The following is a 12,654-nucleotide window of genomic DNA, read 5'->3' as shown; positions in this document are numbered from 1 at the left end:
AAAGGGAATGTAAAATTTTTCAGCAAAAGCCTCGCATCTTTTCAAACTAGTAATCAAGTGATTACAAACCACCTTCTTCTTTTTTTGCCGATTTTAGCAAAATAGCCTTTGCATAAAACAACAAAGCCTCTATATTTGCACTCACAAAGCCGGAAACGCCGCTTTAGTCAACTGAAAGATTGAAAAAATAAGCCTGAAAGTTTTGGCGATTCAAGTGATAATTCACTAGCTTTGCATCGCTAATTCGATAAAAGAATTACTGCCCGATGGTGTAACTGGCAACACGTCTGATTTTGGTTCAGAAGAGTCTAGGTTCGAGCCCTAGTCGGGCAACTTAAATCCCGGCCCCTGGTCGGGATTAGTTGTTTATAAGCATAAATTAGCCCCACACATTCCTCTTTTATGTCTACTGTAAAACTTTTCTCCGGTACAAGCTCCCGATATCTGGCCGAAAAAATCGCAGAAGCATACGGGCAGCCCCTAGGCGACCTATCCATCCAGAAGTTCAGCGATGGAGAAATGTCCCCAAGTTTTTCAGAGTCTGTGAGAGGCAGTGATGTATTCATCATCCAGTCAACCTTCCCTCCTGCCGATAATATTATGGAGCTGCTGCTTATCATCGATGCAGCAAAGCGGGCATCTGCCCAAAACGTTATCGTTGTTATTCCTTACTTCGGCTATGCCCGTCAGGACAGAAAAGACAAACCAAGGGTAGCTATTGGCGCTAAACTAAACGCTAATATACTAATGGCCGCCGGTGCGAACCGCATCATGACCTGCGACCTTCATGCAGGGCAGATACAGGGATTTTTCGATGTACCGGTAGACCACATGGATGGTTCAGCCATCTTTGTCCCTTACTTAAAGTCGCTGCAACTGGATAATATCCTGTTTGCCGCACCGGATGTAGGTGGTGTTGGAAGGGCCCGCGCATTTGCCAGCTATTTCCAGGCCGACATGGTCGTTTGCGATAAACACCGCAAGCGCGCAAATGAAGTGGCCTCCATGCAGGTAATTGGCGATGTGGAAGGAGCCGATGTTGTACTCGTAGATGATATGGTGGATACTGCCGGAACTATTTCTAAAGCAGCCGCTATCATTAAAGAAAAAGGAGCCAAGTCAGTAAGGGCAGTTTGTACCCACCCTATCCTCTCTGGCAATGCTTACGAAAATATTAATAATTCAGTACTGGAAGAGTTGGTTGTTACAGACACTATTCCACTGAAGAAGGAGAGCGATAAAATTAAAGTGTTAACCGTTGCCAATCTATTTGCAGGCGCTATTCAAAAACTGCAAAGCCACGGTTCCATCAGCTCTCTGTTTATATAGTTTTTATTTACAATTTAATATATCACAATTATGAAAAATGTAGAGATTATAGGGTTTAAAAGAGCAAATCTCGGCAAGAAAGAGTCTAAGGACTTACGTTTAGAAGGCAATGTTCCATGCGTTATGTATGGCGGCAAAGACCAAATCCACTTCTATGCGCCAATGATTCTTTTCCGCGACCTGGTATATACCGGCGACGCACACATGGTAGACTTGAACATCGAAGGCACTACATATAACTGTATTCTTCAGGACATCCAGTTCCACCCGGTAAGTGAAACCATCCTGCATGCTGACTTCCTTCAGTTATTTGAAAAGAGAGCAGTAAAAATGGATATTCCGGTTAAGTTCGAAGGAACAGCTCCAGGCGTAATTGCCGGTGGTAAAATGATTACCAAACTTCGCAAAATCACTGTAAAGGCACTTCCTGCCGATATGCCTGATTATATTACAGTAGACATTAGTAAATTAGCACTGGGTAAGTCAGTAAAAGTAGGCGAAATTACTCCTGGTAATTTCGAGATTCTGAATAACCCATCTACTTCCATCGCTACGGTAGAAATTCCAAGAGCGCTGCGCGGAAAAGGTGCTACTGCCGAAGAATAAAAGAATTAATCACAACTATAAAATCCTGCCGGAAAACACCCCGGCAGGATTTTTTTTGTTAAGCCCTAAAAAAGAAAGCTATGAAGTACCTGATTGCCGGCCTTGGCAATATAGGCCCCGAATATGAACTTACCCGCCACAATATAGGCTTCCTTACCCTCGATCGCCTGGCAGACCGGGAAGGCCTGGCATTTAGCACCGAGCGCTATGCCGGCAAAGCCGAAATGAAGTATAAGGGACGACAGCTACACCTCATCAAGCCTACAACCTATATGAATCTTAGCGGCAAAGCTATTAACTACTGGTTGCAGGAGCTGAGCATTCCAAAAGAAAACCTATTGGTAATAGTAGATGACCTTGCGCTCCCCTTCGGAAAGTTACGCCTGCGGGCCAAGGGTTCCTCTGCCGGCCACAACGGACTCAGGAATATCGAGGCCGTATGCGGAGGCCCTAATTATGCCCGCTTACGTTTTGGCATTGGAGATGATTTCCACAAAGGGCAGCAGGTCGATTATGTGCTCAGCAATTTCAGCAGAGAGGAAATGGACCAGCTTCCGGAGCATATGGACAAAGCTATTGAGATGATTCTCGGCTTTAGTACCATTGGTATTCAGCGTACTATGAGCCAGTACAACGACTAGAAGAGGCTATTTAACAGTACTGCAGGAAATCATCCAAAAGAAACATATCATTTCCTTTTCTGCTAAAGACTTCCCCTCCGGAAGTTTTTTTATTTTACCTCATTCTCCCTGCTAAAAAAATTTATATATTGGTTGCTTATGTATATATTTTTCTTTTATATTCAGGTATGAATAAGCAACTAATAAAAGGAAGCCTCAGTACGATTGTACTGAAACTCGTCGGGCGCGAAGGCAGGATGTATGGCTATGAAATTACCCAGCGGGTACGACAATTAACCGATGGCCAAATTCGCCTTACAGAAGGCGCCCTTTACCCTACCCTCCACAAGCTGGAAGCCGAAGGTTACCTTAACACGAAAACAGAAATAGTGGAAGGCCGCGCGCGCAAATATTACTACCTCACAGAAGAAGGCGAAGCAATTACAGCTCAAAAGGTAAGTGAGACGGCAGCCTTCATACAGCACCTCCAGAAACTCCTCAATCTTAATACCCTTTAGGATACGCTCCAAAGATCAAACAGAGCAGGTCCCGACCTTAATTAAAGGTGCTGCCTGAAAAAAAAGGTTTAAACAGAACTGGTGGACCACTTTAGTTCCCCGAATAAAGGAAGGCCGATTAATTTGAGAGGGAGTTACCTCTTAAACTGATTTTGTCATACCCTCCAGTAGTGGCAATTGTAATTATTTTTATCTTCTTTACCTGCTCGGCTTCATTCAAACATCCGGTAAAATAAAAACTGTCAGAGCTATCTATAAAAAAGGGTTGCCGGCATCCGACAACCCTGTTTGCTATACGTAATTATTTTTTTCCGTAGGCTTCTGTTCCTTACTCTCTTCAGGTGATAACAGCAGCATTCATTCTATTTAACTCACGCCTGAGCCATTAGCAACTGGCTTTCCTGGCTTCATAAAGGCGAGACTACCATCTTTGTCTTCGGCCATTAAAATCATGCCCTGGGACTCTATTCCCATAATTGGCCGGGGAGCCAGGTTTACCAGCACACTTACCTGCTGGCCAATAATGGCTTCAGGTTCGAAATACTGCGCGATTCCACTTAAAATGGTGCGCTGGTCAATGCCGGTGTCTACTTTCAGTTTTAGCAGCTTTTTCGATTTCTTCACCCTTTCCGCCTCCAGAATGGTGCCAATGCGAATATCCATTTTCATAAAATCATCGAATACTACCTCAGCCTTAGAAGGCGCTACAGGAGTATTGGCTGCTTCGTTTGCTGCTTTGGTTTCTTCCAGTTTTTTTACCTGATTTTCCACTACTTGATCTTCTATTTTTTCAAATAATAATTGCGCTGCCTCTAACTGATGGCCGGCTGCTAAGATATCGGTGCGTCCGGCTTCCTTCCAGTCAAGCTTTTCGAGCTGCAGCATATTCCGGAGTTTCTCCATAGAGAATGGAAGGAATGGCTCGGCCAGTATGCTTAAGTTAGCTGCCAGCTGTAAGCTAAGGTTCATAATGGTTTTAACCCGCTCAGGGTTTTCCTTTATCAGTTTCCATGGTTCCGTATCGGCCAGGTACTTATTTCCGGCTCTCGCCAGTTCCATCATGCTGTTGAGAGCTTCCCTAAACTTATACTGCTCAATGGATTCTGCCACCTGGTTCGGCAGCTTACGGAGCTTTTCCTTTACCTCCTCATCAATATCAAAGAACTCACCTGCAGCAGGTACCTTCCCTTCGTAATACTTATGCGTGAGCACTAAGGCACGGTTAACGAAGTTACCCAGGATGGCTACCAGTTCATTATTATTCTTTGCCTGGAAATCCTTCCAGGTAAAATCATTATCCTTGGTTTCAGGTGCATTGGCACAGAGGGCGTAGCGGAGCACATCCTGCTTTTCGGGAAACTCCGCCAGGTACTCATGCAGCCAGACTGCCCAGTTGCGGGAGGTGGAAATTTTATTTCCTTCAAGGTTTAAAAATTCATTAGCAGGTACATTTTCAGGCAAAATGAAATCGCCATGCGCCTTGAGCATTGCTGGGAAAATAATGCAATGGAATACGATATTATCCTTCCCAATAAAGTGCACCAGCTTGGTTTCTTCATCTTTCCAGTAAGGCTCCCAATTCTTACCTGTTTGCTCCGCCCAGTCTTTGGTGGCAGAGATATACCCGATGGGTGCATCGAACCATACATACAGCACCTTACCTTCCGCTTCAGGCAATGGAACAGGCACTCCCCAGTCCAGGTCACGGGTTACGGCTCTTGGCTGCAGCCCCTGCTCAATCCAGCTTTTGCACTGCCCATACACATTGCTCTTCCAGTCTTTATGCCCTTCAAGTATCCACTCCCGTAGCCATTTTTCGTACTGGTTTAGGGGCAAATACCAGTGGGTGGTATTACGTAGTACCGGCTTTGCTCCGCTAAGCATAGAGCGCGGATCAATTAAATCGGAAGGACTCAGTGAGGTGCCACAGCTTTCGCACTGGTCACCATACGCTTCTGTATACCCACAGTTCGGGCAGGTACCTTTAATATAGCGGTCGGCGAGGAATTGCCCGGCTTTTTCATCATAATACTGCTCCGACTCCTTTACTTCAAATACACCGTCTTTTTGCAGTTTAGTAAAAAAGTCGGAGGCTGTTTGATGGTGTACCGGTGCTGAAGTACGGGAATAAATATCGAAAGAAATGCCAAAATCGCGGAAGGAGTCGCGTATAATGGAATGATACTTATCGACCACCTGCTGAGGACTTACACCCTCCTTTTGGGCCCGGATAGTGATAGGAACTCCGTGTTCATCGGATCCACATACAAACGCCACTTCTCTTTGCCGGCTGCGAAGATAACGAACATAAATATCGGCTGGCACATATACCCCGGCCAGGTGGCCAATGTGTACAGGACCATTGGCATACGGCAAGGCTGCCGTAACAGTATATCTCTTTGTTGTTTTGGACATAGTTAAAAATTTCCTCAAAGGTAAAAAAATATCCTTTCTACAGGCAGCCATTTCTCGATAAAAGGCTGATGCTTCTCATTTTACAGGTAAGCAGCTCTTTTTACACCTTTACTAACTCTTCCTGCCTGGCTGCTTTAGCGGCCGGGAGGCTGATTTCAAAAACAGTTAAACCATTGACGCTATTAAGGCAAATATCTCCCCCCAGCTTTTTGGTTGCTTTACGGACCATATACAAACCTAAACCAGTACCTGTTGAGCGGGTAGAGCCCTGAAAGAACATATCGAATACTTTTTCACGAAACTGCTCAGGAATTCCCATTCCGTTATCTGATACGGTAACAATATATTTTCCGGAGGGCAGGTATACCGCGTCGAATTCTATATAAGGATTAAAATTATCGGAATACATGAGCCCGTTCTCCAGCAAATTTACCAGTATAATTTGGAGTAGCGTTCTATCTGCCACAATGGATAAATCTTCTGGTACTTTGTTTACAATTTGCACGCTATAAGGCTCCTGCTTTCTTTTCCGATGACTTGTTTCCAGGTTATCAATAAACTTGCGCAAGGGCAGCTCTTCCGCCCGATAATCATGCTGATTGATATTATGTACATTAAGTAAGCGCAGCAGCAGGTTATTCAGCTCATCTGTCACTTTATTCAGCATGTTAAAGTACAAATGGGCATTAGGGTCTTTTGTTTCCAGCAGGCCCAGGTTAATAATTCCCTGCATACGTGCAATGGGTCCCCTGAGGTCGTGAGAAGATTTGTACAGGAAAGTATCGAGCTCCTGATTGGCATTTTTCAACTCTCGGTAGGTTTGCTCCCGCTGGCTTACATCATTAGCAATAGAAAGAATAGATTCCAGCTCGCCCTCTTCATTCAAATTAACAGAGTAACTCCATTCCACAAATAGCTTATTCCCGAACCGGTCAGTGTTTAATTTAGTAAAATATGATTGCGAAGCATCTCCTTTACACAGCTGATCAATGGTTTCTACAATTTGGGAACTGTCTTCCGGAAGCAGGTAAGGCATCTCCTCCATTCGCAGGCCCAGCATTTCATCGGCCGTATAACCAAAAATGACTTCTGCCTGGAGAGGCCAGTGAATCAGCTCTCTATGCCTGTTCCATTCCAGCACAACGAGGGGTGTATTATAAATATGGAAAGATAACCGGCGATAAGTTTCCTCCAGTTCTTTTGTACGCTCTTTAACTTTTTCTTCCAGCCGTTCCTTACTGGCGATTAACTCTTCATTTACCTGTTCATTCAACTGCCGGGCCTTTTCAAGCTCCTTTCCCTTCTGCAGAATGATATCATGCTGATTTTTTAATTCCTCCTTTTGAGTCTCCACCTCTTTATTCCGGGCTGTAAGCAGGCGATTTATCCTGACCGATTTTCTGTATTTTAATACGAAGATGGCTCCGAAACTTAGGGTAAGCAGGGAAAGTAAAATCAGCAACCAAAGGGTATAATTTCTGTACCTCAGTTCAGTGGTTCGCTGATCTGCCTCCTCTTCTAGGTTTTGGATTTGATGTTCTTTTATATCCAGCTCATAGGCAGCCCTGGTAGAGGCAATATTTTCCACCAGTTCCTTATTGTATAAATCGCTTTTTACCCGCACATACTCCTTGTAAAATTTGGTTGCCTCATCATAATCCTGTTGCTGTTCAAAAAGCCGGGCTATGTTTAACAGAACCTGGCTCCTGTAAAAATCATTTCCAAGGGAATCGGCCTTTTCTAAAGCAAGTTTAAAGTGAATAAAGGCATGTTCAGGTTCCTGTAGGGCAGTATAGGCGCTACCTGCATTCTTATTGAACTGGTATAAATCTTCCAGGTTATGGTTTTTCAGGAACAACTTTTTGGCCAGTCGCAGGTATTCAATCGCAATCTCCGGATTATCCTGAGAGTAAATCAAGGCAATGCCGTTGAGCGCCTGTCCAATCCCCTTTTCACTATCCTCTTTCTCGTAAAGCTTCCGAGCCTGCCGGTAATAAGAGAGCGCTTCCTCCTTCTTCTGTAACTTTGCGTAAAGGGATCCTAAATTATTATATACCATTCCGAGGAGAAGGTCCACATCCTTTTCCTTCTGTAAAATGGCTAATGATTGCTGGTAAAAGGCAAGAGCCTCATCAAACTGTTCCAGGGCTTCATGAATCTGCCCGAGATGAGAAATAATAGTGGCCTTTTGGGGCAGACTGAGCAGCTCCTTTCCCAAGAGAAGAGAAAGAGAAAGCTTATCCAGGGCTTTATCAAATTTACCTGTGTTGTAATACAGCAAACCAAAGTTATTACTCACCCTTACAATAGAAAGGGTATCCTTTGCTTCTTCCGCAGCCGTAAGGGCTTCCCGCAACCAGTATAAAGACTGATTATATTCTCCCTGGTAGCGGTTTATATCTCCTTTTAGCTTATAAGCCTCAGACAGCCAGTATAAATTATCCGATTCCCGGGAACCTTTCGCAAGACTATCCGCACACAAAAGAGCTAAATCAGGATTAACAGAGTCATTCGCCAGCGCTTGTTCGGCAAAATAGGACAGGATGCTAAACTGTCCAGAAGTTGAGCCGGAAGGAGGTTCTCCAGCAACTGCTGCTCCTGAAAATAAAACACCTGAAGTTATGAAAGCCCAAAGAAATCTGTGCATGCTTACTAAACCGGTAAAAGAAATTAGCTTTCTATCTCTATATATGCTGACTCGCAAAAATACACAATCAGAATATTTTTTCTTCAAAAAAATATTTAAAATATAATAAAACCATACTTCCCCTTCTTTAAAGCTGATTTTACCTGTGCATACCCACCTTTTGGCTTAAATTTAAATGGCCTAAGGAATTAAAAAAGCTCCCCTTACGTATTATTGTAAATCAAATGCGTACCTTTGCGCCTTAAATTCAATACAGTATATGAAGAGCATTAGAAACGTTGCGATTATTGCACACGTTGACCACGGAAAAACGACGCTGGTGGATAAAATCATCCACGCATCTAAATTATTCCGCGAAAACCAGGAATCCGGAGAACTGATTCTGGACAATAATGACCTTGAACGGGAAAGAGGTATCACCATTCTTTCCAAGAACGTTTCGGTTACCTACAAAGACGTTAAAATCAATATTATAGATACCCCAGGTCACGCCGACTTTGGCGGTGAGGTTGAGCGGGTATTAAAAATGGCCGATGGAGTAATTCTGCTGGTCGATGCTTTTGAAGGACCTATGCCGCAAACACGCTTTGTGCTAGGCAAAGCGCTTGCTCTTGGCTTAAAACCAATTGTAGTAGTTAATAAAGTCGATAAGGAAAACTGTCGACCCGACGAAGTACATGAGCAGGTTTTTGACCTGATGTTTAACCTCGATGCAAACGAGCATCAGTTAGACTTCCGCACCCTTTATGGCTCAAGCAAGCAGGGCTGGATGGGTTATGACTGGAAAAATCCTACCGAAGGTATTACGCCACTGCTCGATACTATTATTGAAGATGTACCGGAGGCCCCTGTTAAGGAAGGTACCCTGCAAATGCAAATTACTTCACTCGATTATTCTGCCTTCGTTGGCCGAATTGCCATTGGTCGTGTTTACCAGGGCGAGTTGAAAGAAGGCGCTCAGCTGGGCCTCACCAAGAAAGATGGCTCAGTTAAAAAGGTAAAGGTAAAAGAACTACAGGTATTTGAAGGCCTGGGCAAAATGAAGGTGGACAAGGTAAGCAGCGGCGAAATTTGTGCTGTTACCGGCATTGAAGGCTTCGATATTGGCGATACGCTTACCAGCTTCGAAAATCCTGAGCCTCTCCCACGTATCTCCATTGATGAGCCTACCATGAGTATGCTCTTCACCATTAACAACTCCCCTTTCTTTGGTAAGGAAGGTAAGTTTGTTACCTCCCGTCACCTGCGCGATCGTCTTTTCAAGGAAATAGAAAAGAACCTGGCCCTTAGAATTCAGGAAACTTCTTCTGAAGACAAATTCCTGGTATATGGTCGGGGAATTCTTCACTTGTCTGTACTGATTGAAACTATGCGCCGCGAAGGTTATGAGTTCCAGGTTGGACAGCCACAGGTACTGTTTAAAGAAATTGACGGTGTTAAGCACGAGCCTATTGAGCACCTGGTGGTAGATGTACCGCAGGAAACCTCCGGAAAGGTAATTGAACTGGTTACCCAGCGGAAAGGTGAGCTTAAAATAATGGAGCCAAAAGGCGACCTGCAACACCTGGAATTTGATATTCCTGCCCGTGGCCTTATTGGGCTTCGGAATAACATTTTAACTTCCACTGCGGGTGAAGCCATTATGACACACCGCTTCCAGAATTACCAGCCATTTAAAGGAACCATTCCAGGTCGTATTAATGGCTCCCTGATTTCAATGGAAACCGGACCAGGCACTGCTTACTCTATCGATAAACTTCAGGATCGTGGTATTTTCTTCGTTGATCCGGGAGAGGATGTGTATATGGGCCAGGTAATTGGAGAACACAGCCGCGATAATGATCTGGTGGTAAATATCCAGAAGGGCAAAAAATTAACGAACATGAGAGCTTCCGGCTCCGACAATAACGTTAAAATTGCCCCTGCCAAGCGTTTCTCTCTGGAAGAAACTCTGGAGTATATCCAGAAGGATGAATACGTGGAAGTAACTCCTAAGTCTATCCGTATGCGCAAAATCTATCTTGATGAAACAGAGCGCAAGCGAATGGCGAATAAAGAAGCCGCAGTTTAAGATTTACTTAATAACATTAAAAAACGCAGCTGTTAACAGCTGCGTTTTTTATTTTCGGAGAGCCCAAACTTTGACCAACCATGAGCCTCTGTTTTCGTACAATTGCCAGTAAATACCAGCTGATAAAAGCAGTACCTTTTTCTTTCTCTGCTTGCTTCAATTCATTTCCCAAAAATCATAAACAAAAGCATAACAGCAGGCATTCATTTTTATGCCTCAGGTGTATGATATGAAAATTATTCTCGATACCCTCCATGCTGAGAAGTCCCGGAACCCTCGTTTTCTGGTTGAGCTGATTGCAGAAATCAGACCCAGGAAAAGCAGCAATTTTGAAGAGGCACAGGACAACTTCCGCTTTTTGATTCGACTGTTACGTGAAAATCCTGAATATGTACCCGCCCTGAGAGCGTATTTGGAAGAGGTAGTTGCCCGCAAAAAGCAAATTCGCCTCTACACTGAGCTGGGTATCTCTTCCAATGACGGATTCTTTTCAGAAGCCTTTAATAAAATTTCTCACGAGCTACTTCCTCCTGTAATGGAAGGAAAAGAGTTAATGGTGATAGTAGATCTTGCCTTTACCAGGAGTGATGACTACAAATGGTTCCGGAGCATACCTTATGAAGACTGGTGTACATTATTTGAGCTGCTAAAGCTTCGCCCCCTTTCTTTGGTAAATATAGAAAATGATATCCTCCAGCAGGTACTCAATTCCATACTGGTAGTATCGCAAAGGATCACTGCTATTGGGCTGGAGCGGGAAATAATCGAAAAGCTACCGGAGCTGGAAGAGTTTGAATCTCCCTTTTTAGCACAGAATAAAGAGGTGCGTGATTTTCTGGAATGCTTTCAGGAAGAAGGTTTCGACAGGAGCGCCGATAACCCGGACTATAAGCACATCCTGGTCATGCTCCAGCAGTGCCTTACCTACACCAACGAAATCCGTCGGAATAAAAACAGATTTGGGGCGAGTTTAAAGCTCACCAACCTCATGATAAGGCTGAACCAGAACATTGCCCGCATTCAGCGGCTCCTGCGCCTGGTTATTCAGCAGGAAAATAAAACCCCTTTTGAGGAGGAGGTAAACCTGCTTCGCGAGCTGGTGAGGGCCGAAAATAAAAAGCACAGCTTAAGGGAGTTTTTCCAGGAGAACATTAGCCTGCTGGCTTTCCAGGTAACCGAGAATGCAGGCAATACAGGAGAGCATTATATTACCACCACCAGAAAGGAATACTGGAAAATGCTTTTATCAGCCTCTGGAGGTGGTGTTATCGTAGGCTTTCTCACCATTTTTAAGGTTTTGCTATACTACCTGAGAGTGGCTCCGTTCGGGCAGGCTTTTCTGTATAGTCTTAATTACTCTACCGGCTTTATTCTTATTCATCTCACCCACAGTACCCTGGCAACCAAGCAGCCAGCTATGACGGCCACCAGTATTGCCCGTTCGCTGGAAGTAGAAGATTCCGAGGAGAGTGTTCAGAACCTGGCCAGCCTAATTGTTAAAGTGATCCGCACCCAGTTTATCGCTTTCATAGGCAACGTGCTCGTAGCTTTTCCGGTCGCTTATCTACTTGCTGCTGCTTATTATGCTGCCACCGGTGAGCCTATTGCCGGAGAAGAAAAGGCCCTCCACATGGTTCACGAGCTCCACCCATGGCACAGCCTTGCCCTTTTTCACGCTGCCATTACGGGAGTTTACCTGTTTTTAGCAGGGGTAATCTCAGGTTATTACGATAACAAGAGCGTATACAACCATGTACCTGACCGCCTCAAAAAGCACCCTTTGCTGCGAAAAATACTTCCTTCGCGGATACTGCTAAGGCTATCCAATTACATTCGCTTTAACCTTGGCAGCCTTGCAGGAAACTTCTTCTTTGGCTTCTTCTTAGGTTTTACTGCCCTTGCAGGCTTTCTCCTGGGACTGCCGCTCGACATCCGGCACATCACCTTTTCGAGTGGTAATTTTGGTATTGCTCTTTTTACCCTCGGCGATGCCCTTAGTACCGAAATAATTCTCGCCAGTTGCCTCGGTATAGCTGGTATTGGTTTTATGAACTTCATCGTCAGCTTTGGGCTTGCAATGGCGGTGGCTATAAAATCGCGACAGGTGCATTTCTCCAATACCCGCGGACTTATCAGAAAGCTCTGGAAACTGTTTTTAACACATCCCCATGATTTCTTTTTCCCTCCCAAAGTGCCCCGGCAAGCGGAAACTCAAATGAATGAGCCTGGTAACACAGCAGGAGCAAAAGGACAGGCGCAACTAAAGACCAGCCGGCAAAGAGAGCCTGCTAACAGCAAAACCTGATAACCGAAATTCAATAAAAGAGAAATGAAGGACGCTCTTAAATGGTAAAAAGAGCTTACGCTAAAATTTAAAAGAGGCTAGCCTTAACAGCATGAGTGGTCGGAAGAAATTCCGGCCACTTTTTTTATGTTTTGAAGAGTCTG

8 protein-coding genes and 1 tRNA gene are annotated in these 12,654 nt (G+C 44.4%); 7 read left to right on the top strand and 2 right to left on the bottom strand.

Annotation, left to right across the window (positions count from 1 at the left end; genetic code table 11):
* Nucleotides 1-260 precede the first annotated feature (260 nt).
* From F752_RS0116975 to F752_RS0116955, 5 genes are all read left to right on the top strand, one after another.
* A tRNA-Gln gene (locus tag F752_RS0116975) sits at nucleotides 261-333 on the top strand.
* A 69-nt stretch (nucleotides 334-402) separates the two neighbouring features.
* On the top strand, nucleotides 403-1,329 hold the full coding sequence (locus F752_RS0116970) for a ribose-phosphate pyrophosphokinase (protein ID WP_017732947.1): 927 nt from the start codon (nucleotides 403-405) through the stop codon (nucleotides 1,327-1,329).
* A gap of 30 nt (nucleotides 1,330-1,359) precedes the next feature.
* Nucleotides 1,360-1,935 (top strand): 50S ribosomal protein L25/general stress protein Ctc, encoded by a 576-nt coding sequence (locus F752_RS0116965; RefSeq protein WP_026135808.1) that lies wholly within the window; start codon nucleotides 1,360-1,362, stop codon nucleotides 1,933-1,935.
* 80 nt (nucleotides 1,936-2,015) lie between these two features.
* Nucleotides 2,016-2,576: an aminoacyl-tRNA hydrolase gene (pth, locus tag F752_RS0116960; RefSeq protein ID WP_017732945.1), complete on the top strand. Its 561-nt coding sequence runs from the start codon at nucleotides 2,016-2,018 to the stop codon at nucleotides 2,574-2,576.
* A 167-nt stretch (nucleotides 2,577-2,743) separates the two neighbouring features.
* Nucleotides 2,744-3,073 carry a PadR family transcriptional regulator gene (locus F752_RS0116955; RefSeq protein ID WP_026135807.1) on the top strand — a complete coding sequence of 110 codons (330 nt, stop codon included), beginning with the start codon at nucleotides 2,744-2,746 and terminating at the stop codon, nucleotides 3,071-3,073.
* Nucleotides 3,074-3,439: 366 nt separating this feature from the next.
* On the opposite strand, the gene metG is transcribed toward F752_RS0116955, so the two are convergent.
* Together metG and F752_RS0116945 are read right to left on the bottom strand one after the other, a co-directional pair.
* On the bottom strand, nucleotides 3,440-5,488 hold the full coding sequence (metG, locus tag F752_RS0116950) for a methionine--tRNA ligase (protein ID WP_026135806.1): 2,049 nt from the start codon (nucleotides 5,486-5,488) through the stop codon (nucleotides 3,440-3,442).
* Between the two features lie 100 nt (nucleotides 5,489-5,588).
* Nucleotides 5,589-8,135: a tetratricopeptide repeat protein gene (locus F752_RS0116945; protein WP_017732942.1), complete on the bottom strand. Its 2,547-nt coding sequence runs from the start codon at nucleotides 8,133-8,135 to the stop codon at nucleotides 5,589-5,591.
* Nucleotides 8,136-8,394: 259 nt separating this feature from the next.
* Here F752_RS0116945 and typA point away from each other — a divergent pair, with 259 nt between their 5' ends.
* Nucleotides 8,395-10,206: a translational GTPase TypA gene (gene typA, locus F752_RS0116940; RefSeq protein WP_017732941.1), complete on the top strand. Its 1,812-nt coding sequence runs from the start codon at nucleotides 8,395-8,397 to the stop codon at nucleotides 10,204-10,206.
* Nucleotides 10,207-10,435: 229 nt separating this feature from the next.
* Complete coding sequence (locus F752_RS24445; protein WP_160164127.1) at nucleotides 10,436-12,511, top strand: site-specific recombinase; 2,076 nt, start codon at nucleotides 10,436-10,438, stop codon at nucleotides 12,509-12,511.
* The last annotated feature ends 143 nt before the right edge of the window (nucleotides 12,512-12,654 follow it).

Origin of the sequence: Nafulsella turpanensis ZLM-10, assembly GCF_000346615.1 — a bacterium.
Lineage (GTDB): Bacteria > Bacteroidota > Bacteroidia > Cytophagales > Cyclobacteriaceae > Nafulsella > Nafulsella turpanensis.
The sequence above is the reverse complement of the archived record's forward strand: the minus strand, read 5'-3'. Positions and strand labels throughout refer to the sequence as shown.